Raw genomic sequence first — 25,405 nt, 5'->3', positions numbered from 1 at the left:
AGTGTCCGAGACAAACATCGGACGCAACCGCAGGGCAGCCACCGGGTTGCCCTGGCGCCGCCGGCGTGTATATAATCCGTTACAGAATCTTTTGCAGCAAACGGAGATTTTGCGGCACTTGCCCGGGAACGCGTTCAGGCGCTCATCGGTCCGCATTTTTCCCGACCCTCGTCGGCGAAGCTTTTTTACACGGGCTAGACTGGACTTTTACCGCATCGTTTTGGATGTCGCTCATCGCCGCCGTCGTTTCCTTCTTTTTGGGGAAAACCCTATGTGCATGGGGAGAAACGCCCGCGCCGGGAGACGAATTCGCCCGTCCACCCGGTTTCCCGCAGAGGCGCCACGTCAAAGGTGCGAACACAAAGGAGGGAAGCGGCACGCGACCCGCAGCTCGGACCGGTCTTCTTCGGTTTTTACCGCGGGAATCGCTGCCGCCACACAATGCTCGGGAATGATCACCCGAACATATTCCGGTACACCGCGGGTCCTGAAGACCGCGGCCACACTTTAGAAGAAGTTTTGCGCCGGGCGGGGCTGTCCGGCCGCCGGATCCGCCGGTTGGCCCGGGAACGCAAAATTCGGGTCAACGGACGCCCGAGTTTTCTCGCCAAGCCCATGAAGCCCGGGGACCGGGTGGAGGTGGATTTGCGCGAGGCGGTCCGCCGGGTCCCGGGCGGCTCGCCCGGCCCTTCCGGGGTGTCCGGCATCCACACGAAGGCATCCGGCGCCCCCGCGGGCGGGAACCAGGTCTCAGCAGGGACGCATCAAGTCTCGACTGGGACACCACAGCTCTCGGCGGGGGCACCCCCCGTCCCGATCCTGTACGAAGACGAGTGGCTTCTGGTCGTGAACAAACCGGGAGGAATCGCCGTTCACCTCCCGGACAAACCGGGCCTTGCGGGTCGCGTTCCCGCCCTTACCTTGGCGGACCTCCTTCGCCGATGGGGGGCGGAGGCCAGCCCTCCTTGGGTCCCCCATTTGGTGCACCGACTGGACCGCGACACCGCCGGCGTGCTTCTCGTGGCCAAAAGCGCCCATGTCCATGCCCGGCTGGACGCGGCCCTGCGGGAGGGGCGCATTCATCGAACCTATGCGGCTTTAGTAGAAGGAGACGCCCGGGACCTGCCGGAGTACATCGACCTCCCCCTCGCCCCGGACCCCCGCCGGCCGGGACGTTTCTTGGCGGCGTCAAGATACCTTTCCCCCCAGGCCGGATCGCGAGCGGTGCCCGTATCCATCCGGGACCCCGCCCAGGAGCCCGGTCCTGGCTCAGGCCTTGGCGCCGGGGGAACTTTGAGTCAGGAACCCAACAGGCAAACCGAATCGGCCGGCGGGAACCCCCAAGCTGCAAAACCCGCGGCGACCCGGATCCTGAGAACCGTTTTCATCCCCGATGGCCGGCCAACCATGGGGTCCAGATCCACGTCGCCCGGTCCCGAGTCCTCTCCCCCGAACAGCCCCCGGGGGGTAACCTTTGTGGAGATGGAGCTCGAAACCGGGCGCACCCATCAAATCCGGGTCCACCTGTCGGCCCTCGGCCACCCGGTTCTCGGCGACCGCTGGTACCGCAGCCGCCACCCCGGGCTTTCCCTGATGCTCTTCGCCCGCCGAATCGTCTTTCCGCACCCTTCGGACGGCCGGCTGGCAGAAGTTTCGGCCCCCTTTCCCGAGGCCTGGAGGCCCTGGCTGGCCAGCGTCCCGGGGGAGAGCGACGAACGGAGGCCCGGGATCACACAATTCCCAGCCGTTTGGTCAAAATCTCATACATAATCTGGGTGGTCCCCCCGCCGATGGACATGATCCTCGCATCCCGCCAGTAGCGCTGGGCGGGATATTCCATCATGTAGCCGTTGCCCCCGTGGATCTGCAAGGCGGCGTCCGTCACCCGGTTGACCATCTCCCCGGCGTAGGCCTTGGCCATGCTGGCCGCCACCGTCACATCCTCTCCCCGGGCGCACAGATAAAGCGCCCGATAGGTCAGGCTCCTGGCCTTTTCAATATCCACCGCCATGTCCACCATTTTGTGCCGCAGCGCCTGAAACGTGCCGATGGGCCTGCCGAACTGGGTACGCTCGCGGCTGTAGCGCAGGGCGTCCTCCAGGGCTTTTTCCGCCGCCGCCACGCTGGATAGGGCCAACATGATCCGCTCCCATTGAAAATTGATCATAATGTAGCGAAATCCTTGGTTTTCTTCACCGATGAGGTTCTCCGCGGGCACCTGCACCCCATCCAGGACCAACTCCGCCGTGTCTGACGCCCGCCAGCCGAGTTTTTTCAGCGTCCGCCCGACGGAAAATCCGGGCGTCCCCGCCTCGACGATGAACATACTCACGCCCCGATGCCCCGCCGAGGGATCCGTTTTTGCCGCCACGCACACATAATCGGCCGACGCCCCGCCGGTGATGAACATTTTGCTGCCGGTCAAAACATAGTGATCCCCCTCCCGCCGGGCCACGGTGCGCATCGAGGCCACATCCGACCCCGCCTCGGGTTCCGTGATCCCCAAGGCGGCGATTTTCTCCCCCCGAATCGCCGGGACCAGATAACGGCGCTTCTGTTCCTCATTTCCAAACCGCCAAATGGGCGTCGCCCCGATCCCCGTCGTCGCCGTCAAAGCCGCCGCCACGCCCCCGGACCCGCAGCGGGCGATCTCCTCCACGAAGATGGCGTCGGCCAACAGGTCGTCACTGCCGCCGTAGGCTTCCGGAAACTTCAGCCCGAGATACCCCAGTTCCCCGGCCCGGCGGTACATCTCCCGGGGAACCCGGCCCTCCCGCTCCCACTCCTCCACCCGGGGGGCGATTTCCTTTTCCACCCAGCGTCGGACCGCCGGCCGGAACTGCTCGTGCTCCTTGGTGAACAGCCAGTGCTCCATCTCCCATCCCTCCGGTTCAGCCGTCACAGACCCATTTCCTTGCTGATGATCTCTTTCATGATCTCGTCCGTTCCGGCCCCGATGCGATTCAGCCTCACGTCCCGCCACAGGCGCTCGATGGGATACTCGGCCATATAGCCATTGCCCCCGAAAATCTGCAGGGCCCGGTCCACCACCCAAAAGGCTGTCTGACTGGCCGCCAGTTTGGCCATGGAGATCTCCTTGCTCGGGACCTCGCCCCGGGCAAACCGCCAGGCAACAGAATAGGTCAACTGCCGGCAGGCCTCGATCTCCACCGCCATCTCCACCAGAAGGTGCGACACCACCTGGAACCCGGCAATGGGCCGGCCGAATTGCCTACGTTCCTTCGCATAGGCCAGCGCCAGCTCATACGCGTACTGGGCGGTGGCCACGGCCCCGGCCGCGGCGATCATCCGCTCTCCCTGCAACTCCCACATGATCTGGTAAAAACCTTTTCCTTCCTCCCCCAGCAAACGGTCCGCCGGCACCCAGACATCATCGAACACCAACTCCGCCGTGTCCGAGGAGCGCATGCCGACTTTATCGAGCTTTCGACCCACCGAGACCCCGGGCCGGTCCATCTCCACCAAAAAGAGACTTATCCCACGATACCCCGGCTCATCCGAGGTCCTGGCCACTAATGTGATAAAATCCGCCCGGGGGCCATTGGTGATAAACAGTTTGCGCCCCCGGATCACCCAACCGTCCCCCTCCCGGCGGGCCCGGGTCTCGATCCCCGCCACGTCCGAACCGTGGTCGGGTTCGGTGATGCCGAGGCAGGCCAGCTTCTCCCCCCGCAGGGCGGGCTCCAGAAACTGTTTTTTCTGCTCCGGGGTTCCAAACTGCAGGATCGGCGGCGTCGCCATCTCCGTCTGGACGGCGACAGCCATGGGGAATCCTCCCGCTCCGCACCGGGCCAACTCTTCGGCCATGACGATACTGGAAAAATAATCTCCCCCTTGCCCGCCCACCTCTTCGGGGTACCGCAGGCCCAGGAATCCGAGTTCCCCCATGCGGCGCAGGATCGACTTCGGGAACTCCCCCTGCTCCTCCCATTGGTCCACATAAGGTTTTACTTCTTTTTCGACAAATCGGCGCACCGATTCCCGCAGCCGGTCGTGTTCTTCTGCAAAATAGGGCGGATACGGCATCCTGTCCATCTCCTTCTCCTCGTTGCCCTGCGGCGGGGTGACCTCATCCCCGGCGCAGGATGTTCTTCAGCTCCATCTGTGATCCCCGCACACGATGGCCACTTTTTCACCGCTGAGTTCCTCCCGCCGGGTCAACCATCGGCCGATTCCCATTGACGCCACAGTCTTTCACCCCCATCACCCGGGTGTGCCACCGCACAACCAGCACCCGGCATATGGCCCAGTTCTCATGAGGATGTTCTCACCCCTGCCCGTGAGACGGGCCTTCGGCGTACAGGTCCCGATACTGTTCCCGCAGCACGTGCTTCTGCACTTTACCGGTGGTGGTCAGCGGCAATTGGTCCACAAGGCGAATCACTTTTGGCACCTCGAAGCCACCGAGATGTTCCCGGCAGTGGGCGAGGAGTGCCTCTTCCGTCACCTGCGACCCCGGCTTTCGCACCACAAAAGCTGTTACCGCCTCGGCCCATTTCGGGTGGGGCAAACCCACCACCGCGGCGTTGGCCACCCCGGGGTGCGCCAAAAGAACGGCCTCCACCTTGATCGACGGTACATTTTCCCCGCCGGTTTTCACCATGTCTTTCTTGCGGTCGACAAAAATGAGCTGGCCGTCGGGATCCCACATGCCGAGATCCCCGGTGTGATGCCATCCGAACTTTCGACTTTCCTCCGTGGCATCGGGTTGCTTATAGTAGCCCATCATCACGTTCGGTCCGCGGTGGACCACCTCCCCCACCTGTCCGGGCCCGAGAATTCGGCCCTCGTCGTCCATCACCGCCGTATCGTTGATGATGGTGGACGCTCCCCAGTACGGGCCGAACCGGCGGAGCTGTTCTTCCGGCGCGAAAATCATCGTGCCGGGGTAGATCTCGGTCTGTCCCGTTCCAAGGGCGAAATTCGGGCACAACTCTCCGATGGCCCGGCGGAGAGTCCGCTCATCCATCGGCGCCATGGCATACAGACAGTATCGTAGAGAAGACAAGTCGAACCGTTTGCGCTCCGGGTGATCGAGCAAGGCCCGGTACATCATGGGCAGGGCAAACACCCAGGTGATTCTCTCTCGCTGCACCGCCTCCATAAACCCCACCGGATCGAAACGCCGGATGATCACGTTGGTGGTGCCGATGTGCAAAAAGCCTGTGGTCATGACGTGCTGGGCACAGTGGAAGAGCGGCATCATCGCCGTGGCGACATCGTCCCGGCGCACGTCCATTTCTACGAGATTGCTCAATGTCGCCACGAACACCGACAGGTGCGAATGCATGACCCCTTTGGGCCGGCCGGTGGTGCCGCTGGTGTACATGATCTGGGCCAGATCCCGGTCCGCAATGTCCACGTCCGGTTCTTTGCCGGGCTGGCCGTCCAGGGTCGACTCGAAGGAAATCCCCGCTCCGCCCGGGTCCAACCCCTCGTAAGGAATCACCAGCAGCCGTTCCACATTCCCGGCGATGGCCTCCCGCCGCCGGGGGTCCGCAAGAATGAGATCATCTGCCACCGCCACCCGGGCTTCGGAGTGTTCCAGGATATACCGAAGGTCTTCCGGCCCGAGACCGGGATTGATGGGCACCCACACCATCCCCGCTTTTTGAATCCCCGAATAAGCCATCACAAAGAGATGGGAATTCTGACAAATCGTCGCCACCCGGTCCCCGGGGGACAGACCGGACGACAACAAATAATGGGCGAATTGGTTGGTCCTCTCGTCCAACTCCCGATACGTCACCCGGGTCTGCCCGTCCACCAGGGCCGCTTTGTCCGGAAACCGCCGGGCGCTCCGCCGCAGGATATCCCCCAGGGCCACCCGATTGACCACCGATACCGCGTCCATCTCACGCACCTCCCGAGTGTTCTTTCAGGAACTGCTCCTTGAGAAGGGCTTTGTGAACTTTTCCGGCCGGGGTGAGGGGAAGCTCTCTTACAAAGACAAATTGTTTGGGTACTTTAAAATCAGCCAGCCGTTCCCGACAAAACCCTATCAATTCCTCCTCATCCACACCGATGCCCGGCTTTGGTATAATGTAATACCGCCCCACCTCACCGAACACCGGATCCGGTACGCCAATCCCCGCTGCCACCAACACGCCCGGGTGAGAGGTCAATACATTTTCCACCTCGACCGGATAGACATTAAAACCGCCCTGAACGTACATTTCTTTCTTGCGACCCATGACGTAGAGGTACCCGTCCGAATCGACATACGCCATGTCACCGGTCCGCACCCATCCCGGACTCGGGAACGCCTGGCGGGTTTCCTCTTCCATCCCGTAATATCCTTTGGCCACACAGGCCCCTCCGATCATCAATTCACCGACCTGGCCTTCGGGCAGTTCATTGCCGTCGTCGTCCACGATCCGGGCCTGGAAATCCCCAATGGCCACCCCGATGCTTTTTGCAACCTTTTCCGCCCCATCTCCCAATCGGGTCAGCACACACGCCCCCGAGGTCTCACTGAGACCGTACAGGTTCGCAACCTCACATCCGGAAAACCGCCGGGCCAATTCGCGAGCAAGTTGTGGCTCTACATTGGATCCGCCCGCCACAGTTAGCCGCACCGACGATACATCCCGGGAAGGAAATCCCTCCCAAGCAAACATCATTGTGAACATCGTCGGGACGCCCCCAAGTACGGTCACCCTTCGCTTTTCAATCGCTTCCAAGACGGTATCGGGTCTAAAACTCGGAACCAGAACAACCGCCGCCCGGGCCCATAAAGCCTCCATCACCGTGCACGTGACTCCGCCAACATGATTCATCGGCAGATGTCCGGCAAACACATCATCTCTTTCAATTTTAAAATGCTCCACTGCAGCTCGGGCAGAAGCGAGGATGCTACGATGCGTGATCATCGCCCCTTTGGGACGGCCAGTGGTACCAGAGGTATAGATCAGAATTACCAAATCTTCGGGTCCAACACGCCTTTCTGCGTCACCCAGCATTTCGGGATCTGGTATGGTGCGAATCAGGCGCTGAAATGAATGTTCTTCATCGGCTCCGTCTCCAATGAACCAAGAGTGTTGGAGGGTGGGAAAGAGATCTCGGTTCTGATCAAAGAATTCGACAAAATCGAAATCAGGGGTTCTCTCGATTCCGATAAAAGCCTTTGCTTCAGCGTTGTTGATCATATACTCCAGTTCCGCCTTCCGGTACCGCACATTTAGGGCCACCACCCCGATCCCCGCCTTTGCTGCCCCAAAAAACGTGTACAACCATTCCGGTTGATTCCAAGCAAGCAGCGCCAAACGGTCCCCGGGTTTAAGCCCAGCCTGTAGCAGCCCGGCCGCCACCCGGTCGGACCGCTCGTCGACCTCCCGGTAGGAGATGGCTTCATCGCCGAAATATAAAAAGGTCTTTTCCGGCCACTCCGTGGCCGCATCGTGCAGTACCCCGCCTACTGTTAGCATTTTCATCCCCCCTTTCCGTCTTCGGCCCCGGTTGGTTTCTACGTCGGTCTCAAAGAATTGTCGCGTGTTTTCGGGGAGGCAGTGAAATTTTCTTGTCGGTGTAGATTTCAAAATACCGCAACAGCTCGTTCCGCAACTCCCGGGGTGGGATCAGTTCATCCACCACCATCTGCCCCGCCAGTTTGAAAATGTCATATCCCGCCCGGTATTCCTCCCGCAGACGAGCAACTAAGCGCTCCCGTTCAACCGGGTCTTCGACGGCCTGCAACTTATTGAAATAGACCGCGTTGATCGCCGCCTCGGGCCCCATGACCGCGATCTCCGCCGAGGGCAGAGCCAAAGTCAGCTCCGGATCGTACGCCGGCCCGGACATGGCATAAATCCCCGCCCCGTAGGCCTTGCGAACCACCACGCAGATCCTGGGGACCGTGGCGCAGGACGTGGCAAAAATGAACTTGCGTCCCCGCCGGAGGATCGCATTTTTCTCCACCGCCGTTCCCACCATGAATCCCGGGGTGTCGACGAGAAACAGGAGCGGGATGTTATAAGCGTCGCACATCCACACGAATTCCGCCCCTTTATCCGAGCTCTCCGGAAAGAGCGTCCCCCCTTTCACCGCCGGCTGGTTGGCCACCACCCCGATCACCCGCCCCCCCAGGCGGGCAAAGCCCGTCACCAGTTCATCGGCGTACCCGGCCTTGACTTCAAGAAAACTGTCCTGGTCCACGACAGCATCGATCAGAAGGTGTACGTCGTAGGGGCGGTTCGGGTCGGCGGGAATGATCTCGTCAATATCTGCCGGATCGAGTGCCGGCTCCCGGAACTCCCCTGGAGGAGGGGAATTTTCACTCGAATCCGGAAGATAGGAAAAAATCCGCCGAACCAAGGCCCCGGCCTCTTCTTCGCTGTCCACCACAAAATGGGCCGATCCGTTTTTCAGATGAACCTGGGCTCCACCGAGTTCCCGAGGTCCAACCTTTTGTCCGATCGCCATCTCGACCATCCGGGGCGATGCAATGGCCATGGCCGAATCGCTCATCATCACCAAAAGATCGGTGAACACCGGAGTGTACGCGGTACCCGCAAAACACGTTCCGTAGAGGACGCCTACCTGGGGCACCGATCCAGACATGATGCTGTGCATATAAAAGAGCTTCCCCGCGCTGCCCTTATCCACGTGATGGCCACCGGTCTCATCGATCCGGGCCCCGGAAGAATCCACCAAGTATAACATGGGCTTTCGCGCCCGCAGGGCCGCCTCCTGGGCGCGGACCAGTTTTTCCCCGTGGTACCGGCCGATGGACCCGGCCTTGACGGTAAAATCATTCGCGGCAAAAAAGACGGTCCGCCCGTCGATCCGGCCGGTTCCCGTGACCACCCCATCCCCCGGCAGCTCTTCGTCCGGCCAGCGGGCGAATTGACCGAACTCCGTATACGGCCCCCCGTCGTCGAAAAACAGGGCTAGCCGATCCCGAACAAACTTTTTGCCCGCCTCGGCCTGTTTCTGATGCCCCCTGGGGGGACCGCCCCGCTGGATGCGCCGCCTCTCACGAATCACTCGCTGCTCCCGTTCACCCATGCCCTTGCTCCTTTCTCCTTCCACCTTGACGGCAAAACTCACCTGCCAGCTCGCCGCATACTACGGGATATCAGCCGGATCCATCTCGCCCCCGGAACCCGGGGGTTCACCGGCCCATTGATCGTCACCCTTTTGCCACCAACACTTTCATCACTGCGCTCGCCACCACGTCCCCGGTCTGTTTTTTCACCTCCTGCCGGAATGTCACCACCCCGCCCCTCGCCCCTTTGTCCTCTTTTTCCACCACTTCGGCTTCCACGTGGATCGTGTCCCCGATGAAGGTCGGGTTCACGAATCTTACCCGGTCCATCCCATAAAACGCCACCACCCAACCCGGCTCAAGCCTCGCCAAGCCCGTGGCCACCGACAACACGAGCATGCCGTGGGCGATGCGCTGCTTGAAAGGCGTCTGCTTCACATATTCCACATCGGTGTGCAGGGGATACCAATCTCCCGTAAAAGCCGCAAACATCACCAGATCCGCCTCGGTAATCGTCCGGGCCCGGGACACAAAGCGCTCCCCGATTTCGAAAGCATCAAAGGGTTTATCGATCACCATTCTCCACCCCTCCGATCTCTTGCAGCATCTCGTCTTCCACCTCAATCTCCATCCGTTGGAGGTTCGTGCCAAAACATTTGCCGAGATTGTCCACCCGAATCGACCCCGCCCCCCCGCCGCCCAGGGCATCCCGGCACACAAAATTCAGAGCCAAAAGGTTGGGCACTTCGTGGCGGATTACCTCCCCCTCGATCCACCCGCGAAAATGCGCTTTGACCCGCTCGGGGGTCACTTCCCGGAGAAAGACGCGATACAGAGATTCACTCGGCGCAAATAGCGCAATATTGACGGTGTTGCCCTTATCTCCACACCGCACCTGGGAGACAGCTCTCAGCCTCACCCGGGCCATCTGTCACACCTCCTCGATACGGATCTCCACCCGGTCTTCCACCAGGTTCCGGGGTACAAGACAAGACCACATCCCGAGGAGCTCCCGGGGCGGCATCATGCCCCCGAGGCCCGCCACCGAAGGCGGTCCGTCGAGGCCGAGGGGTGGAAACAGCCGGCCAAACTGCGCCGCGTCCCTCAGGGTCTTTGCCCGCACCGCCATGCGCAGGTACACTTCGTTCAATTCTTCTTTGGGTTCAGGGACTGTCGGGCCGTGAAGGGAGTTGTACCCCAGGTAATCCGCCCGCACTTCATCATAGGTCAGACCCCGGCGCTCGATCTGTTTGCGGATGATCTCCTCGGCTTTTCGGGCCTTTCTCAGGGCATCCGGCCAGGAGTACCCGAGAATCGCCTGGCCCATATAGCCGTCCCGGTAACCCATCACCACCTTGAGCGTCTCCGGCCGGGGACGCCCGGTGGCCCCGGCCACCCGCACCCGGTCCTCACCGTCAGGCTCCAGCCGGGCGGTGGTGAAATCCGCCACCACATCCGGCGTGACATAGGCGGCGGGGTCGTGAATCTCGTAAAGCATCTGCTCTTTGACCGTATCCACGCTCACCCGGCCCCCGCTGGTGTGAGTCTTGGTCAGCACGAACTCCCCGTCTTCCCGCACCTCGGCAATGGGATAGCCGATCCGGTCCATGTCGGGAATCTCCCACCATTTGCCGCTAAAATTCCCCCCTGTGGACTGGGCGGAGCATTCCATGAGATGGCCCATGAGGATCCCCTGGGCCAGCGCGTCCCACTCGTCCTCCTTCCATCCGAATTCATAGACGAGGGGGGCGAGAAACTGGGCCGTATCCGTGGTGCGTCCCGTGATCACGATGTCCGCCCCCATCTGCAGCGCCCGAACGATGGGCCGCACCCCGAGGTAGGCGTTGGCGAAAAGCAGCCGGTCGCGCACCGTCTCTAGAGCGGCCCCGGTATCCATGTGATCCAGGGACACCCCTGCGTTCCGCAGTTCGTCGATGCGGTCGATCAGGTTGTCGCCGGTGACCACCGCCACCCGGATCCCCGTGACCCCCTTTTCCCGGGCCACCCGGATGACCTCCTGGGCCGCGCCTTCAGGATGAATGCCCCCCGCGTTCGTCAGGATCTTGATGCCCTTCGACTGGACATAGGGAAGAAGGGCGTTCATGTAGAGGGTGATGTCCTTGCACCACCCTTTCGAGGGATCTTTTTGCTTGTCTTTGACGAGAATGGCCATGGTGAGTTCCGCCAGACAATCAAAACAGAGATACTGAACATCCCCGTTTTTCGCAATATCCACCGACGGTTCCACCGCGTCGCCGTAAAACCCTTCCGCCGCGCCGATCCGCACCATTTTCACCGGCGTCCCCTCCCTTCTCTTACCGGCCCTTCCACTCGGGAGGCCGGCGCTCGAGAAAAGCCGTCGCTCCTTCCCTCAGATCCTCACTGAGGAACGAGACAATGCGCTGGGTGCTGAGCACATCAAAAGATTTCAGCAGGTCGATCTGCTCGGTGGTGTAAAAGGCATCCAACCCCAGCCGCACGGCCAGAGGGCTCAGGGAAGCAATCCGCCGGGCCAGGGTCAGCGCTTCTTCTTCCAGTTGATCGTGGGGGACCACCCGGTGCACGAGGCCGATCCGCTCGGCCTGTTCGGCTGTCAACACCTCCGCGGACAGCATCATCTCCAAAGCTTTGCGGTGGCCCACCGCCCGCCGGACCCACGGTAGAATCACATAGGGCACCAGACCGAGCCTAAGCTCGGTGGTCCCCAGCGCCGCCCGGTCCGAGGCCAAGGCGATGTGGCACATGGCCACCAACCCGCATCCGCCCCCCAAAGCCGGACCGTTCACTGCGGCGATCAGCGGGGTCCGCACCACCGCCCCCAGTTTGAACAACTCGGTGGACCACAGGCCTTCTTCGTACAACTGGGGAGCCGATTTGTCGAGATTCTTCTTGAATTCGTTCAAATCTCCGCCGGCGCAGAACGCTTTACCCATGCCCGTCAGCACCATGGCACCCACGTCGGGATCTTCGTCCATCCGGCGGATAGCGTCGATCAGCTCCCGGGTGAGGTCCTCCGTCAGGGCATTTCGCATCTCCGGTTTATTCAGCCGGATGACCGCCACCCGGTCTTTGACCTCCGCAAGGATCGATTGATTGTCCAATTCACTCCCCCCTCTGCCCTTTCAATGCGATCAGAGCAAGCAAGTTCTATGCCAACCTCCGCCGGGACCGAAAAATCCGGTCAAGTTCAATGGCCCGGGGAAGGCTGCAAAATCATCGAAGCCTCACAGACGTCGAAATTTTAGTCAATATGTACGATAATTACACATATGTTCAGTTATTCGGACACACGGTCATACAGTGAGCAACCGGTATAGTGTGCGGCCGCACTGTCCCACTCCCGCCGGCGGCCGCCCGACCCGTTTGCCGTTACCTCGGTGCGTTGACGACATACCAGTGTTGGTCCACCTGCTGCACCGTCACCGGGATCGAAGGGATTTTGCTCCAGTCAACGGGGTTTTGAATGTCCACCGAGGTGCGCCAGTCAAATTGAACGGGGAAGGTCCGGGTGCCATCTGCGTTTTGTGTACCTTGGCCGATGCGGAACTCCTTCACCCAGGGGCTGGAGACGCCGGTGACCCAACCCACCTGTTCGAATTCAGCTTTTCTCTGCTCTCTCAGGGCCGGGGCCAGAACAGCATATTGCAGGGCGCCGTTTCGGGTTTGTACCCCCCTCGCCCAGGTTTGCACGGCCTGCTCCGCAGTGTCGGGCGCCAGGGCTTGTTCGAGGAGAGCGATCCTACGGTTCGACGCATCGGATTGAGGAGTGTCGATGCGGACAGTCTGGGTTTGGTCGTCCCAGGTGACGGTGGCTCCGAGCGCCTCGGCGACATCCCGGACCGGGGCCACCACCCGCCCATCCACCATCTGGGGAGACACGGATGGAGAGAACACTCGGTGATTGACGATGATCTGCACGCCTGATCCCGCCAGAACCGCACCTGTAGACACACTGCTCCCGACAAACAAGGTAAAACCTAAAAGGATGAGTTTTCGATTCATTCCGACATCACACTCCATATTTCGTGTAGGTACAGCTCTAGTATACAGTGGATCGTTAACCCCCGCCACGGGGTTTCCACCTCCGCGCCTGAGGCAGACCGCACCTTATCAGATTGAGCAGAAAATTGTATCTGTCCTCCGCGCGATGATTCGGCTTGTGATTCTCCTTCGTGCCGGCCCGTGTGCTATTCTGGAATTAATCGCTGCCCGGCAGGCCGGGCGGAAAGGAGAGAGAGGCCGTGTGGGGTGGTTCTGTTTTCCAATATGGGATGTGGCGGGCTCACCACGTTTGGCAGCTCGTACGCTCTCTCCCGGCATGTCCAGCGATTCTCGCTTATTCTCTCGTGTTCTCCGGCGCCCTCTTGATCTTCCTTCCGTTGGCCGGGCGGCTCTACGACCGGCGGGGACTCGCCGCGGTGCTCGTCCCCGTCTTGGTGATCCTGGCCGCCGGGTTCGGGGTGCTGGCGGCAGCCAAGGATTTGACGATGTTTCTCGTCGCGGCGTCGCTGACCGGCGTGGGGTATGGGGCCGTCCAACCGAGTCTACAAGCCATGGCCGTGCAGGATGTGGCCCCTGACCGCCGGGGCGCCGCCAATGCCACATTTTATACCGCCTTTGACCTCGGCATCGGGATCGGGGCCATGGGTCTCGGGCTGTTGGTGGGGCGGTTCAGTTATCCGTCGATTTATCTCGTTTCCGCCATCTTGACGCTGGTCGCCCTGGGGATCTGTGCGGTCTCCTTCAAGAGGACGCCGGGCCCCGCAGTAAAGGGCCCGGCTCATTCGCAGGCGATCCCGTCCCCATCGCGATCCAGCTGGGTCCGATACCCCGGATCCCCGCGATGAAGCGGGGCCTTCCCCGCCGCCCTCACCTGGGCGCAGTTGCGGTAGTAGACCGAGGCTGTATTGTCGTTCGGCGCTGGGGCACTGCTTCCCGCAGTGTTCCCCATTGATCCCGCAGCGGCGGGATTATAACCCTCATCCGTCACATAGCCCGGAATCGACCAAATGCCGATGCCAGCGTTCTTCGCCTTTTGTTCCGCCGCCAGCAGTTCATCGTAATGTTTGTACGGCGGGTCGTATACATAGGCCACCCGGGCATAGCCCTTCTCGATCTGCATTTTGTTGAACAGTTGGTCCCCAACCCACAGATAGCAGAGGAGCCGGCCGTATTTGTCCCGCTGGGGGCCGTCGAGTTCGAGCTTCACGTCTCGACCGGCGAGAACCTGCTCGGCGTAGGCGGACGCCTCGGGACCAAAGGGCTCCACAGGAGTGTCCGGTTTGTGCGTTTCCGGCGTGTCAATCAAAAGCAAGCGGATCGTATCCTGTTTTCCGTTATACGACACATCCATGGTGTCGCCGTCCACCACTTTGGTGACATGGGCCGCGATCCATCCCTGGGCTGCCCCCGACTGCGGCGACGGAGCCGAAGTGGTCGGCGCGGCAGGTCTCGGGACGGTCGCGGCGGCAACGGGTGTCGAAGAGGTCGAAGGGGCGGAGTTGCCGGCGGCCTTCTCGGTAGACTGGGTGCCCGAGGGCGCTGCCGCGGCGCTGGGTGGTACTGTCGCAGATGGCTCGGCAGCCGGAGCGCCACAGCCGATCAAACCAATGGAAACGAATAAGGCCAACAGGGCGGAGACGAGAGCGGGATACCGTTTTTGCCACCTGTGAACCATGCTCATCCCCCACGTCCACATTTGGTCCTGCGATGATGGTTTTATTTTATTATAAAATCAAGCCTCATTAAACCCTTTAAATCTGACTGAAAGGTAAAATATGCGAGGGGAATGTCTGCCCTCGCCAGGCATTTGCTTGTACAATGGATCCGAAACGGGAGGTGTACCCCGCAGTGCATTTCGTTGTACAATGAGTCCAAGGACAGGCGGAAGGCCCGTTACCGAGACGTTGGCATGTTCATACATCGGCCGCTGCCTGCACCCAGATGATTACGAAAGGCGGGATGGGGTCGTGGCCGATCGAACGTTGGATATGTTGTTCGACACGGTGAGGGACCTGGCAACAGCGGTGTACAATCTACGACAAGAAGTCAATGCCGGCTTCCAGCGGATGCAGGGGGAATTTGAGAACGTCAATGGAGAATTGGCACAACTCAAAGGAGAGTTTCAGGAAATGCGCAGCGAGCTTCGGCAAATGAACGAACGTCTCGACCGGATCGAGAAGCGGCTGGCCAAACTCGAAGGCGAGTCCAACCACGCGAAGATCCGGCTGTTCGACGTGGAACGCGAGTTGGAGGAAATCAAACGGCTGCACCTCTAACGTTCCCGACGCTATGCACGACACACCCGAGTCGGCGCGGGCCACGGTGCCACCCGCATTCCCTCATTCTTTCTTTAGACTTCCGCCGGGCTCCGCGCCGCGCTCCGCATGCCGTTCTCTCCGAGTATTGACCGATTGCGCCCGGTAGCCATGAAACGGTCAAAGGGTACACCCCTTGGCCCTCCGGCATCCCACCTCTACATACGCCTGAACGACCTTGGAGCATACCCTTCTTTTTTGGAGCGGATGACGGGACTCGAACCCGCAACATTCAGCTTGGGAAGCTGACGCTCTACCAATTGAACTACATCCGCACAGTTCCTTTACGCATTGTTTATGATACACGACTCGCCCGCCCTTGTCAACGGCCGGGCGAGGGTGAGATTTTTTCGTAAAAAAACGTATCGAACACCCGGAACCCGAACCGTTCGGGTTGAAAAATCGGCTCGGTGCTGCCCACAAACAGCACGCCCCCCGGCGCTAGGGCGTCCCGGAACTTTGGGTAGATCCGCATTTTCGCCTCTTCGGTAAAATAGATCATCACGTTCCGGCATACAATGAGGTCAAAGCCGTGATCATAAGGGTCTGCGAGGAGATTGTGCCGCCGGAATCGCACCGATTGTTTCACGATGGGCCGGATCGCCCATCGATCCTCGCCCAATTGTTCAAAATATTTGGCGGCGGTGCCCGACGGAGCGTGCTCCAGGGAGGCAGTGCGGTAAATCCCTTGTTTCGCCCGCTCCATGGCGCTCTCGTCGATGTCGGTGGCCAGGATTTCAAACCGGTTGGGGGAAAGGCCGCTCTCCATCAGCACCATGGCCAGGGTATAGGGTTCTTCTCCGGTGGAGCAAGCGGCGCTCCAGCACCGCACCGGGCGGGACAGTTTGAGATACCTGGGCGCCAGCCGACGGCCCACCACCTCCCAACGCCCGGGATTGCGATAAAACTCCGAGACATTAATGGTCATTTTATCGAGGAACTCCTGGTACACCCGGGAATCCCGACGTATGAGCGCAAAAAAATCCGCCCAGTTGTCGCAGTTCCACCTCTGCCTGAGCGACGTCAGCCGCCTCTCCATCTGGGGGCGTTTGTATTCGGTCAAATCCACCCCGATCCACCGCAACACCTGAGCCGCAAACCATAGATATTCGTCTTTTTCCCTCTCCACCCGATGATCCTCCCCATTGCTTTCCGCCCGGTGCGATGACTGAAGGGAGGGGTGCTCATGAAGGGATACCGGCCGGTCCACCGTCCTTTTCGCCTGGGCTTGGCCTTGAGCGGTGGCAGCCTCCGCGGGGCCGGCCACCTGGGGGTATTGCAAGTCCTTGAGGAACACGGCATCGTCCCGGATATCGTTGCCGGCGTCAGCGCCGGGGCGGTGGTGGCCGCCCTGTACGCCCGGGGTATGCCCGTGGCTGAGATGATTGAAGAAGCCAAACACCTGGCCAAAGCCCGTCTCATCGACTGGGACGTCCCCCTCCGCACCGTTCTGCGTTTTCTCCTCCGATACCCGCTTTACCGCTTGGGACTCTCTCCGAACCCGAAAACCCTTCTGCCCCCGGGCTTGATCCAAGGCGCCCGCCTGGAGGCCTACCTGCACCGCCTGTTCCTTATGTATCCGCGCCGATCCCTGCCCTGCCTGATCTCCGCCACCGACCTGTACCATACCGAGACGGTGGTCCTCGGCTCCCTCCCGTCCCTCTCCCTCTCCCCGGCACATCGGTACATCCGGCTGGGGGAGCACGAATGGCCCCGGGCTGTTCGGGCCAGCTGCGCCCTTCCCGGCGTCTTTCAGCCCGCCCGCCTGCGGGAACGCCACCTGGTGGACGGCGCCGTGCGCAACACCCTGCCCGCCGACCTTTTATTCCGGGCAGGCGCCCGGCGAGTCATCGCCGTCGATCTGCACCTCGGGGAGTTGGTGGACCGGGACATGAAGACCTTTATCGACGTCATCGACCGGTCCCTCACCCTGATGTTCGCCGACCTGGCTGCCCTGCGCCTCTCCAGCTACCCGGAACTCCGGCTGGCGCCCCCCATCCCCGACATTGGGTGGACCGATTTTGCCCGCATTCCGGAATGTATCGAGGTTGGCCGCGTTTACGCTCTTCACCAATTGCCCCTTATCCGCGAGTACCTCCAGAGGCCCCGGACCCCGGCGTAACCTCAAATCCAGCGATCCATGGACCGTTCGTACTTCAGCGGGGTTTCCCCGCCGAACCACAGGGCGATCTCCCTGGCCGCGCTCTCCGGGGAGTCCGAGCCGTGCACCACGTTCATCCCGATGGACAGCGCCAAATCTCCCCGAATCGTCCCCGGCGCCGCCTCCTGGGGATTGGTTTTTCCCATCATCTGCCGGACCACGGCGATGGCTCCCTGTCCTTCCCACACCATGGCGAATACCGGCCCCGATGTGATGAAGGACACCAGTTCGCCGAAAAATGGTTTGTCCCGGTGTTCTTCATAATGTTTCTCCGCCAACTGCCGGGACACCTGCATCAATTTCGCAGCTACCAACCGCAGGCCTCGCCGCTCCAACCGAGACACGATATCGCCGATGAGGCCCCGTTGGACGCCGTCGGGTTTAATCATCACAAAGGTCTGTTCCAGTGCCATGACGTTCACTCCTCATCCTGGGTTGAATATCCCCATCTTGTCCAATCTTCTGGAGTACCGCATTATGATACCAAATCGCCTCAGCGGCGGACAAGACGCACCCTCGCCCGCCGTATCCCGGATCACCAAAGGGCCCCCGCCTCAGAAGGTAGCGCCCCGTGGACCACTCCCTACCGGTCTCGGGCGGTCACAAACCCCAGCACCGCCTCCAGCGCCTCCCGTGCCCATCCATCGGGAAGAGCCGCCAAATCCCGCCGGGCCCAGGTCACGTATCGCTCCGCCACCCGCCGGGCCTCGTCGATCCCCCCGGACTCCGCCACCGCTCGCACGACCTCCGCCGCATCCTCCTGGGACATGCCGGGGTGAATCCGACCCGCCAAACGCCGACTGGCCGCCTCGTCCCCCGAGGTCCTCCCGCGCAGCGCGAAAAGTACCGGCAGCGTTAGATTTCCCTGCAGGAGATCACTCCCCACGGGTTTCCCCATAACGGCCTCATCGCCCACTAAATCCAGCACATCGTCGACAATCTGAAAAGCCATGCCCAGATGCCCGCCAAAGCGCCACAGCGCCCGGGCCGTCTCCTCGTCAGCCTCCGCCGCCCGGGCGCCCACCAGGCAACTGACCGCCATCAGGAGGGCTGTCTTTTGCCGGATGCGACGATAATACCGGAAGAGCGGCTGGTCAATCCGGTACAAGTCGTGCATCTGTTCGAGCTCCCCTTGGCACATCCGGGCGATGGCCCAAGCCGTCACCTCGTGCAACCGCCGGTCTTCCATCTCGGACAAAAGTTCCAGAGCCCGGGCAAACAAAAAATCCCCGGTGTAAAGGGCCAACTGATCCCCCCATGCCGCTTTCACCGTGGGCCGGCCCCGTCGGGTGTCCGACCGGTCGATCACGTCGTCGTGCACCAAGGTGGCCATATGAATCATCTCCAGGGCGGCCGCCGCCCGGACCAGGGCCTCGGTGTCCCTTCGGGGGCCAAACCGGCCGGAGACCAGCACCACCAGGGGCCGCAGGCGCTTCCCCCCCGCCCGAAGAAGATACAAGGAGGCTTCCTGGAGCGCCGGTTCCCGGCTGGCCACTTCCTCTTCCAACAGGTCTTCCACCCGGCGAAGTTCACCCCGCATCGCTCCGTACAATTCCGTTACTCTCATCCCGCTCCCCTCTGTGCCAGGCCCCGCCACCCGCGGACCTTTGTTGTTCTCGCGCGGGAAGTCCCGGCCGATCCAGTCCCATCAAAAATACCGAAGGATATCGTAATAGGTATTGCGCTGGGCCGCCGTCCGCCCGGCGTCCCGGATAAGCCGCACGATGTCCTCCCGGGTCATGCGATAATGCGCTCCCGCCGCCCGTACGACATTCTCCTCAATCATGGTGCTGCCGAAATCGTTTACCCCGAATTCCAGCGACAACTGCCCGATCTTCGGCCCCATGGTCACCCAGGACGCCTGGAGGTTCGGGATGTTGTCGATCACCAGCCGGGCAATCGCCACGGTCTTCAAGTATTCCGCCGCCGTGGCCCGGGTCCCCCGGAGCGCCGTGTTATCGGGCTGGTACGTCCAGGCGATAAAAGCCGTGAATCCCCCGGTTCGATCCTGGGCCTCCCGCACCCGGAGCATGTGCAACACCCGCTCCTCGTCGCTCTCCCCGAAACCCACCACCATCGTCGCCGTGGAGGGCATGCCCAGCCGGTGCGCCGTGAGGTGCACCTCCATCCAGTCTTCCCAGGTTCCCTTCAATCGGCTAATCCGACGCCGGGTCCGGTTGTCCAGGATCTCCGCCCCGCCCCCGGGCAGAGAGTCCAGCCCCGCATCCCGGAGGGCCCGCACCACATCCTCCAGGGACAACCCAGAGATCTTTTTCAGATTCTGGATCTCCGCCGAGGAGAAAGAATGCATATGCACCGGGAACCTCGCCTTGATCTTCCGCAACAACTCCGTGTACCACTCCAGGGGCAGATCCGGGTGAGTTCCGCCTTGCATCAGGATCTCTGTGCCCCCGAGGCGCACCGTCTCTTCGATCTTTTGAAAAATCACCTCGTCCGGCAGGACATAGGCTTCGGGATGGCCCGGCCGCCGGTAAAAAGCGCAAAAGGTACAATACGTATCGCACACATTGGAATAATTGATGTTGCGATTCACCACAAAGGTCACGACGCCCTCCGGGTGTAGCCTCCGGGACACCTCTCGGGCCGCCCGGCCCAGGGCCACGATGTCCGCCGATTCATACAGCTGAACCCCGTCCTCCAGGGTCAACCGCTCCCCGGAAAGCGCTTTGTTCAGAATCTCCTCCGCCGCCCCCGTCCGCACCAACATCAGAGATCCCCCCATAACTGAACCCGGGCGGCTGTTGGCAAAAGCCCCAGGTCGTGCGCTTCTTGGTAGTACCGATGAAGTCCGTCCAAAAGATCCTCCCCCAGATCATAGGACAGACACCGATAATAGTCCCGCCAAAACTGCTCCTCCCCGCCGCAGCAATCGGCGGCAGCCCGGATCACCGCGTCAATCTCCCGCAGACCCCGATCCCGGGCCTCCCGAAAGGTCCGGTGCACCGAATGGAGCAACTCCGGAGCTTCCTCCGCCACCGCCCTGCGCACCGCCCACACTGCGAACACCATGCCAAGCCCTGTCCATTCCCACCACGCTTCGCCGAGATCCAACATCATCAGACCCCGGGGGTTCAAGGCTGCCTCCAGGGCATCGTCTCCGATCAAAAGAGCGGCGTCCGCCCGCTCCAACATTCGGTCTAAATCTGGATCCATCGTAACATATTTGGGAGCAATCTCAAACCGCCGGGCAAACAAGATCTTAAGTAACCGCACCGACGTGGCGGAACTGGAAGTCAGTGCCACCGTCCGGCCGTGAAGGGACGGAATCGGCAGGGTCGACACGAGAAAAATCGAACCCACCGGCCCCCGGCTGCTCACCGACAAATCCCTCAGCACCACGTAGCGCTCCGGGTGCAGCCCGTAGGCAAAACTGGACACCGGGCCCAGATCCACGGCTCCTTCTTCCAACCAAGCGTTGAGCTGACTGGGGACAGCCGGTTTAAACTCCACCCGATCATGCTCAAAGAAGTGATACACTGGCAAAATGTTCGCATACTGGATGCGACCGATCCGCAGGACCTCCATCACGCCGCCCCCTGTTTCGGACCTTTTAGGTCCCCATCTCCTGCCCACACCGGCAAAAGACCCGTCTCCCGGACCAGCCGTTCCGCCTGGCCGGGATCGCCGATCTCCGGCCCGGATAGGGGTGATGGTTCATCCCAGCACCGCCACGGGGCCCCCGACAGACTGTCCGCGCCAAAGCGCAGGGCCGTTTGGGCGAGTTTCTCATCCCCCGCTCTCCAGGACACCTCGAGATGCACGGTGGGAAAAACGAGCCGGGCTGCGGCCAACGTCAACAAATCCTCCAAACCGGTGGTCGGAGGCAGGTCCAACCGATCGCCCAAGGGCCAACGCACCGGATCCCAAGGCTCTAACCGGACCAACGCTAAGCGCCCTTCCGAAGCCCACTGCCGAAGCCGAGGCCAGGCCCGCACCCGGGCCTCCCGGGTCTCTCCAGCCCCGTAGCGTAGAACCACGTGACTTGCCATTCCCCGTTCGTGCGCCCTTCGGTGCACCTCAAACCAGTCGTCCAACGGGAGGACCCGCCGGCTCCGGCGCCAACCCTCGTCGAGGACCTCGGCATCCTCTCCCCGAAGGAAATCGATCCCCGCCTCTTTCAGGCGGCCGAGCACCTCCGTCACCCGCTGCAGATTCCCTTGTGCCCATCGCCAAACATCCCCGGCCGACGGCCCGCTGAGACTTCCCCGAAACCCAGCCATCCGAACCTCCGCCGAGCGCTTAAGAATCGCAGCCTCTTCTTCCCCGACCGAGTCGAGAACCACAGTCCTGGGGAACTCCTCCCGGCCTTCCGCCGGCACGTACCGGTTCAGTGCCGGTGTCGCCGCCGGTTCGCGCCCCGGTCCTGTGGATATCCAAAAGCGTTCCATGAGGAACACCCGGTCCCCAAATCCCTCGGTTTTGACCCGGTGGGCCTCCGCCCCGAGATCCAGGACATCCCGGTCGAAAAGTGACCATAATTCACGTTCTGTCAACTTCCCCCACCTCCTCCCCGGTACTTCCCCAGCGCCGAAACAGCCCGTGCGGCAATCGAAGTTGGTCAAGAATCTTCCCCACCACAAAATCCACCAAATCCATCAAAGTTTCCGGACGGTGATAAAACCCGGGCATCGCCGGGACAATTCTGGCCCCGGCCCGGGCCGCCCGGACCATATTTTCCAGGTGGATCAGATGAAGGGGCGTTTCCCGGGGGACCAAGATGAGCGGCCGTCCCTCCTTCAGGTGGGTATCGGCCGCCCTCTCCAACAGGTTGTCCGAAGCCCCGGTGGCCACCGCCGCCAGGGTCCCCATGCTGCACGGGACGATGACCATGGCCCGGGTCAAATAGGAACCGCTCGCCACCGGAGCAGAAAAATCCCCGAGGTCGTGCACGGACACCCGGTCCGAAACAATTCCGGCCTTCTCCCGGAACAGTGGCCAGTCACCGGCTTTGACCGGCCATCCCATCTCAAGGCGCAGGACTTCCCAGGCCGCTCCGGAGATCAGAAGGTGGACCCTTTGGTTCAGCCGGACCAGCTCCTGCAGCAAACGAATGGCATACACCGCGCCGCTTGCCCCGGTTATGCCCACCACCACAGGTAGATCTTCTTCCACTCGCTCCCTCGTCATCCGCATCGCTCCGATTCCCGGCTCCCACGGGGCATCTTCCCTGTCCATTCCGCCGCCATCGGCGTGAAGCTCATTTCTCGACATCCGCCGCCCGGGATGGAACTGCGTCTCCCTCCGACTCAACACCCTTGGGTTTGCGCCCGATGTGAAGGGCGGCCACGCCTCCGGAGAACCTCCAGAACCGCACATCTTCAAGCCCGACCTCCCGAAACACTTGGGCCAGTTCTTCCGCCCCCGGAAAATGGGTCAGGGAATTGGGCAGGTACTGATAGGCCGGCGCTCCTTCTCCCACGAGCAGCCGGGCCACAAAGGGCATGACCTTGTAAAAATAGAAGTAATACACCGTGCGAAAAGGCTCCCAGGTGGGCTTGGACAGCTCCAAGGACACCACCAGCCCTCCAGGTTTGACCACCCGGGTCATCTCCCGCAGCACCTGGCGATAATCCTTGACATTGCGGAGCGCAAAACCGATCGTGGCAAAATCAAAGGTGTTTTCCGAATAGGGCAGTTCCATGGCGTCTCCTAAGACTAACGACGTCTGCCGGCCGACCCCTTCCCGGCTCACCTTCTCCTTGGCCACATCGAGCATCTCTCGACAAAAATCGAGCCCCACGACCCGGCCTTCGGCTCCCGCCGCTTTCGCCAAGGCCACAGTCCAATCCCCGGTACCCGCCGCCACATCCAGCACCTGGGCCCCGGGGAACACCGCCATCTGTTTCATCGTAAAGGCTCGCCACGCCTTGTGGCGCTGAAAACTGATCAAATCGTTCATCCGGTCATAGTACCGGGCGATCCGGGAAAAGATCGACTGAACCAGTTCAACTTTGCTCGGCTGTTGGTTTGACTGATTCGGCAATCGTTACCTCTCCTTCGCCACGGGCACCCAGGATGCCCAGGCCGCTTCCCACTCGGAACACATCCTCTCCAACCCCTCGGCCCCTAACCGGGGAAGGGATGCAAGCCGACTCCTAATCGAACTGCAAACCTCCGTCAACTGGTCGGTCACCCAATCCCCGGCATTGTATTTTGCGTAGAGCGCCCGTACCCGACCGGACCCCTCCGACTCCTCAAGGGCTCGCCGTTCCTCCGCTGTGGTGGAAGCCCAGACATGCAAATCCATCAGAGAGGGCAGCGCCCCCCCGTGTCCCCATTCCCCGCCCCGGACCAGAGCAAAGCCGCGCCCGGCGGCCCGTACTACCTCTGGCCAAGGATCCCGCAAGGAAAGCCCCCTCAACAATCCGCGAACAACCCCGGTTTCGATCTCCGCGCACAAGGCCACATACCCCTCGGGATCCTCGTCCCACCGCCAGGACCGACGCCGCACCTTGAGCTCATTCACCCGGCGCACCCCGCCCGAGAGCACGCCGACCAGAGAGACCAACCCGTACTTCGCCAAGAGAAGATAATATTTACTACTGAAAAAGTCCCCTGCCAACACCGCCGTTGCCGACACTCCACCACCGCCCGGCTGAGCGCGCTCCACCTCGTGCACCTCCAGCCCCCGGTGCACCAGATACACCGCCGCGGCCACCGCCGCCCGAAGCGCCGGACCCAGCCCAGCCGACGCCCCCATGCTCCAGATCAACCAAATCAACGAGCGATCCAACGGCTCCGATGACCACTGGCGAAGCTCAGGGTGATTCATCTCCCGGGCGATCATTTTCTCAATACAGCGCATTTCCATTTCCCAGTCTGTCAACAGCACGCTCTATCCCAACTCCCTATGGTGCGGCATCTCCCGGCCGAAAAGAAAGGCCGCCGGCAAACCGGAGACTCCCATGTCCGACGGCTTTAACTTTATCATATTTATGCCCCTGGGGCTATGCATGGGTTTTCAGCGGACATGCCGAATAATTGAAGCTGAAGAATTATTGTTGATGAAAACGATGTTGTACGAAGGCCGGCACGGCGTCGGTTCCGGGCGGAGGTCCGTGGTCCAGGGCGGGGCGGTCGGCCGTATAGGTGCGCACCGTCCGGCCCGATGCGTCGATCAAGTGAATCCTGGCACGATCCACCCCTTCTGCATCCACCAAAAAGGTGTAAGCCAGCGCGTACACATCCTGCATAGCGGACCCATCCCCTCCTCCGCCGGGCTCTGCCAACTCGACGGAAACGGTACCCGGAGACCAATCGACTTTTTCCAGCCGCCCCCGAAGGACAAGCCCATCCAGTCGATCCACCGCCGCCGTCAAGGAATCCACCCGGCCCGGCCGATGCCACAGTACCGGAAGAGACCCGTCGGCGAATCGATCGAACGCCCGCTGGGGAATCGCCGCCAGCACCCCCGCCACGGCAAACGCCGCCACCGCGATCCACCACCAACTTCTCATCCCCCGCGTCCCTCCACCTGCCGTTTCGGGACCATATCTATGCAGGTTCCGAGAGTTTTACGATCAACCCTCTTCCAAAGGCTCGATGACGCCAAACTTTGTGTAAATCCGACATTTCCCCCTGACTTTAATCGCCGAGGTGTGTTCGGTAAACTGTGCCAGCATGACCTCTCCCCGGTCCAGGCGTTCCGTGTGGTGAAACCTGGTGTCTGTGCCCCGGGTGAGGCCGATGACCGTCACACCGTTTTCCTTTGCCTGGATGGCAAAATAATCCCCCAACACCGACGCCGCTTCATCGCTGATGATCATCCCGCAGACTTCCCTTCTTCGTGTCGATCCGTCGCCCTTCATTGTAACCGAAACGGTCGAATTTCGACACCGTGCGACGCATGTTTCAAGCCCGGGGCGGCGATTTGTCGAAAGAGGCGATTTTTTTCATTTC

General features: G+C 61.4%; 26 protein-coding genes and 1 tRNA gene. 4 read left to right on the top strand and 23 right to left on the bottom strand.

The window, feature by feature from the left end; translation table 11 throughout:
- Positions 1 to 351: 351 nt before the first annotated feature.
- Entirely contained in the window at positions 352 to 1,770 is a 1,419-nt protein-coding gene (locus K6T64_RS00255; protein WP_483306118.1) for an RluA family pseudouridine synthase, read from the top strand.
- Here K6T64_RS00255 and K6T64_RS00250 read toward each other — a convergent pair.
- The 10 genes from K6T64_RS00250 to K6T64_RS00205 all read right to left on the bottom strand — a co-directional run bounded on the left by K6T64_RS00250 (position 1,730) and on the right by K6T64_RS00205 (position 13,009).
- Positions 1,730 to 2,875: an acyl-CoA dehydrogenase family protein gene (locus K6T64_RS00250; protein ID WP_170085535.1), complete on the bottom strand. Its 1,146-nt coding sequence runs from the start codon at positions 2,873 to 2,875 to the stop codon at positions 1,730 to 1,732. The genes K6T64_RS00255 and K6T64_RS00250 overlap by 41 nt on opposite strands.
- A 23-nt stretch (positions 2,876 to 2,898) precedes the next feature.
- Positions 2,899 to 4,056: an acyl-CoA dehydrogenase family protein gene (locus tag K6T64_RS00245; RefSeq protein WP_288008069.1), complete on the bottom strand. Its 1,158-nt coding sequence runs from the start codon at positions 4,054 to 4,056 to the stop codon at positions 2,899 to 2,901.
- Between the two features lie 232 nt (positions 4,057 to 4,288).
- Positions 4,289 to 5,875 (bottom strand): AMP-binding protein, encoded by a 1,587-nt coding sequence (locus K6T64_RS00240; RefSeq protein ID WP_288008067.1) that lies wholly within the window; start codon positions 5,873 to 5,875, stop codon positions 4,289 to 4,291.
- A 1-nt stretch (position 5,876) separates the two neighbouring features.
- The gene (locus tag K6T64_RS00235; RefSeq protein WP_288008065.1) at positions 5,877 to 7,448 is read right to left on the bottom strand and encodes a class I adenylate-forming enzyme family protein; all 1,572 of its coding nucleotides are present in this window, start codon (positions 7,446 to 7,448) and stop codon (positions 5,877 to 5,879) included.
- 49 nt (positions 7,449 to 7,497) lie between these two features.
- Positions 7,498 to 9,069, bottom strand: coding sequence for an acyl-CoA carboxylase subunit beta (locus K6T64_RS00230; RefSeq protein WP_288008063.1), 1,572 nt, complete (start codon positions 9,067 to 9,069; stop codon positions 7,498 to 7,500).
- A gap of 82 nt (positions 9,070 to 9,151) precedes the next feature.
- Entirely contained in the window at positions 9,152 to 9,586 is a 435-nt protein-coding gene (locus K6T64_RS00225) for a MaoC/PaaZ C-terminal domain-containing protein (RefSeq protein ID WP_170085532.1), read from the bottom strand.
- Complete coding sequence (locus K6T64_RS00220; protein ID WP_288008057.1) at positions 9,573 to 9,935, bottom strand: AtuA-related protein; 363 nt, start codon at positions 9,933 to 9,935, stop codon at positions 9,573 to 9,575. Before K6T64_RS00220 ends, K6T64_RS00225 begins: the two co-directional genes overlap by 14 nt.
- Positions 9,936 to 9,938: 3 nt before the next feature.
- Positions 9,939 to 11,297 carry an acyclic terpene utilization AtuA family protein gene (locus tag K6T64_RS00215; protein WP_288008281.1) on the bottom strand — a complete coding sequence of 453 codons (1,359 nt, stop codon included), beginning with the start codon at positions 11,295 to 11,297 and terminating at the stop codon, positions 9,939 to 9,941.
- Between the two features lie 25 nt (positions 11,298 to 11,322).
- Positions 11,323 to 12,108: an enoyl-CoA hydratase/isomerase family protein gene (locus K6T64_RS00210; protein WP_288008050.1), complete on the bottom strand. Its 786-nt coding sequence runs from the start codon at positions 12,106 to 12,108 to the stop codon at positions 11,323 to 11,325.
- 268 nt (positions 12,109 to 12,376) lie between these two features.
- Positions 12,377 to 13,009: a copper amine oxidase N-terminal domain-containing protein gene (locus K6T64_RS00205; protein ID WP_288008043.1), complete on the bottom strand. Its 633-nt coding sequence runs from the start codon at positions 13,007 to 13,009 to the stop codon at positions 12,377 to 12,379.
- A gap of 239 nt (positions 13,010 to 13,248) precedes the next feature.
- Between K6T64_RS00205 and K6T64_RS00200 the strand changes: the two genes are divergently transcribed.
- Positions 13,249 to 13,854, top strand: a complete 606-nt coding sequence (locus tag K6T64_RS00200; protein ID WP_288008040.1) for an MFS transporter — start codon at positions 13,249 to 13,251, stop codon at positions 13,852 to 13,854.
- Here the strand turns inward: K6T64_RS00200 and K6T64_RS00195 are convergent.
- Positions 13,788 to 14,690 carry a thermonuclease family protein gene (locus tag K6T64_RS00195; RefSeq protein WP_288008037.1) on the bottom strand — a complete coding sequence of 301 codons (903 nt, stop codon included), beginning with the start codon at positions 14,688 to 14,690 and terminating at the stop codon, positions 13,788 to 13,790. The two genes, K6T64_RS00200 and K6T64_RS00195, sit on opposite strands and share 67 nt — an antisense overlap.
- A gap of 286 nt (positions 14,691 to 14,976) precedes the next feature.
- Between K6T64_RS00195 and K6T64_RS00190 the strand changes: the two genes are divergently transcribed.
- Complete coding sequence (locus K6T64_RS00190; RefSeq protein ID WP_288008035.1) at positions 14,977 to 15,285, top strand: hypothetical protein; 309 nt, start codon at positions 14,977 to 14,979, stop codon at positions 15,283 to 15,285.
- A 238-nt stretch (positions 15,286 to 15,523) separates the two neighbouring features.
- Here the strand turns inward: K6T64_RS00190 and K6T64_RS00185 are convergent.
- Together K6T64_RS00185 and K6T64_RS00180 are read right to left on the bottom strand one after the other, a co-directional pair.
- Positions 15,524 to 15,599, bottom strand: a tRNA-Gly gene (locus K6T64_RS00185).
- A 47-nt stretch (positions 15,600 to 15,646) separates the two neighbouring features.
- Complete coding sequence (locus K6T64_RS00180; protein WP_288008033.1) at positions 15,647 to 16,453, bottom strand: CheR family methyltransferase; 807 nt, start codon at positions 16,451 to 16,453, stop codon at positions 15,647 to 15,649.
- 57 nt (positions 16,454 to 16,510) lie between these two features.
- Here K6T64_RS00180 and K6T64_RS00175 point away from each other — a divergent pair, with 57 nt between their 5' ends.
- Positions 16,511 to 17,446, top strand: a complete 936-nt coding sequence (locus K6T64_RS00175; protein WP_288008031.1) for a patatin-like phospholipase family protein — start codon at positions 16,511 to 16,513, stop codon at positions 17,444 to 17,446.
- A 2-nt stretch (positions 17,447 to 17,448) separates the two neighbouring features.
- On the opposite strand, the gene ndk is transcribed toward K6T64_RS00175, so the two are convergent.
- The 10 genes from ndk to mtrB all read right to left on the bottom strand — a co-directional run bounded on the left by ndk (position 17,449) and on the right by mtrB (position 25,272).
- A complete protein-coding gene (gene ndk, locus K6T64_RS00170; protein WP_041305484.1) occupies positions 17,449 to 17,892 on the bottom strand; it encodes a nucleoside-diphosphate kinase in 444 nt (147 codons plus the stop codon).
- 176 nt (positions 17,893 to 18,068) lie between these two features.
- On the bottom strand, positions 18,069 to 19,052 hold the full coding sequence (locus K6T64_RS00165) for a polyprenyl synthetase family protein (RefSeq protein ID WP_013075740.1): 984 nt from the start codon (positions 19,050 to 19,052) through the stop codon (positions 18,069 to 18,071).
- An 81-nt stretch (positions 19,053 to 19,133) separates the two neighbouring features.
- Positions 19,134 to 20,213 carry a cyclic dehypoxanthinyl futalosine synthase gene (gene mqnC, locus K6T64_RS00160; protein WP_100667633.1) on the bottom strand — a complete coding sequence of 360 codons (1,080 nt, stop codon included), beginning with the start codon at positions 20,211 to 20,213 and terminating at the stop codon, positions 19,134 to 19,136.
- Complete coding sequence (locus tag K6T64_RS00155; RefSeq protein ID WP_100667632.1) at positions 20,213 to 21,031, bottom strand: menaquinone biosynthetic enzyme MqnA/MqnD family protein; 819 nt, start codon at positions 21,029 to 21,031, stop codon at positions 20,213 to 20,215. Before K6T64_RS00155 ends, mqnC begins: the two co-directional genes overlap by 1 nt.
- Positions 21,031 to 21,999: a hypothetical protein gene (locus tag K6T64_RS00150; RefSeq protein WP_288008023.1), complete on the bottom strand. Its 969-nt coding sequence runs from the start codon at positions 21,997 to 21,999 to the stop codon at positions 21,031 to 21,033. Before K6T64_RS00150 ends, K6T64_RS00155 begins: the two co-directional genes overlap by 1 nt.
- Complete coding sequence (locus K6T64_RS00145; RefSeq protein ID WP_288008021.1) at positions 21,986 to 22,633, bottom strand: UbiX family flavin prenyltransferase; 648 nt, start codon at positions 22,631 to 22,633, stop codon at positions 21,986 to 21,988. The genes K6T64_RS00150 and K6T64_RS00145 overlap by 14 nt, the downstream gene beginning before the upstream one ends.
- 70 nt (positions 22,634 to 22,703) lie before the next feature.
- Positions 22,704 to 23,489 carry a demethylmenaquinone methyltransferase gene (locus K6T64_RS00140; protein WP_100667630.1) on the bottom strand — a complete coding sequence of 262 codons (786 nt, stop codon included), beginning with the start codon at positions 23,487 to 23,489 and terminating at the stop codon, positions 22,704 to 22,706.
- Positions 23,490 to 23,492: 3 nt separating this feature from the next.
- Positions 23,493 to 24,338, bottom strand: a complete 846-nt coding sequence (locus tag K6T64_RS00135) for a heptaprenyl diphosphate synthase component 1 (RefSeq protein ID WP_288008018.1) — start codon at positions 24,336 to 24,338, stop codon at positions 23,493 to 23,495.
- Between the two features lie 163 nt (positions 24,339 to 24,501).
- A complete protein-coding gene (locus tag K6T64_RS00130; RefSeq protein WP_100667628.1) occupies positions 24,502 to 24,963 on the bottom strand; it encodes a hypothetical protein in 462 nt (153 codons plus the stop codon).
- A 63-nt stretch (positions 24,964 to 25,026) separates the two neighbouring features.
- The gene (gene mtrB, locus K6T64_RS00125; protein WP_100667627.1) at positions 25,027 to 25,272 is read right to left on the bottom strand and encodes a trp RNA-binding attenuation protein MtrB; all 246 of its coding nucleotides are present in this window, start codon (positions 25,270 to 25,272) and stop codon (positions 25,027 to 25,029) included.
- Positions 25,273 to 25,405 lie beyond the last annotated feature (133 nt).

Origin of the sequence: Kyrpidia sp. (genome assembly GCF_023512215.1) — a bacterium.
GTDB classification, from domain to species: domain Bacteria; phylum Bacillota; class Bacilli; order Kyrpidiales; family Kyrpidiaceae; genus Kyrpidia; species Kyrpidia spormannii.
The sequence above is the reverse complement of the archived record's forward strand: the minus strand, read 5'-3'. Positions and strand labels throughout refer to the sequence as shown.

Bases quoted from the DNA above. Each gene is read 5' to 3' on its own strand.
- K6T64_RS00165 (WP_013075740.1), bottom strand. From the start codon at position 19,052: ATGAGAGTAACGGAATTGTACGGAGCGATGCGGGGTGAACTTCGCCGG.
- K6T64_RS00245 (WP_288008069.1), bottom strand. From the start codon at position 4,056: ATGGACAGGATGCCGTATCCGCCCTATTTTGCAGAAGAACACGACCGG.
- K6T64_RS00250 (WP_170085535.1), bottom strand. From the start codon at position 2,875: ATGGAGCACTGGCTGTTCACCAAGGAGCACGAGCAGTTCCGGCCGGCG.
- K6T64_RS00155 (WP_100667632.1), bottom strand. From the start codon at position 21,031: ATGGAGGTCCTGCGGATCGGTCGCATCCAGTATGCGAACATTTTGCCA.
- K6T64_RS00215 (WP_288008281.1), bottom strand. From the start codon at position 11,297: ATGGTGCGGATCGGCGCGGCGGAAGGGTTTTACGGCGACGCGGTGGAA.
- K6T64_RS00240 (WP_288008067.1), bottom strand. From the start codon at position 5,875: ATGGACGCGGTATCGGTGGTCAATCGGGTGGCCCTGGGGGATATCCTG.
- K6T64_RS00225 (WP_170085532.1), bottom strand. From the start codon at position 9,586: ATGGTGATCGATAAACCCTTTGATGCTTTCGAAATCGGGGAGCGCTTT.
- K6T64_RS00145 (WP_288008021.1), bottom strand. From the start codon at position 22,633: ATGACGAGGGAGCGAGTGGAAGAAGATCTACCTGTGGTGGTGGGCATA.
- K6T64_RS00235 (WP_288008065.1), bottom strand. From the start codon at position 7,448: ATGCTAACAGTAGGCGGGGTACTGCACGATGCGGCCACGGAGTGGCCG.
- K6T64_RS00175 (WP_288008031.1), top strand. From the start codon at position 16,511: ATGAAGGGATACCGGCCGGTCCACCGTCCTTTTCGCCTGGGCTTGGCC.
- K6T64_RS00220 (WP_288008057.1), bottom strand. From the start codon at position 9,935: ATGGCCCGGGTGAGGCTGAGAGCTGTCTCCCAGGTGCGGTGTGGAGAT.
- K6T64_RS00195 (WP_288008037.1), bottom strand. From the start codon at position 14,690: ATGAGCATGGTTCACAGGTGGCAAAAACGGTATCCCGCTCTCGTCTCC.
- K6T64_RS00130 (WP_100667628.1), bottom strand. From the start codon at position 24,963: ATGAGAAGTTGGTGGTGGATCGCGGTGGCGGCGTTTGCCGTGGCGGGG.
- K6T64_RS00205 (WP_288008043.1), bottom strand. From the start codon at position 13,009: ATGAATCGAAAACTCATCCTTTTAGGTTTTACCTTGTTTGTCGGGAGC.
- mqnC (WP_100667633.1), bottom strand. From the start codon at position 20,213: ATGTTGGTGCGGACGGGGGCGGCGGAGGAGATTCTGAACAAAGCGCTT.
- mtrB (WP_100667627.1), bottom strand. From the start codon at position 25,272: ATGATCATCAGCGATGAAGCGGCGTCGGTGTTGGGGGATTATTTTGCC.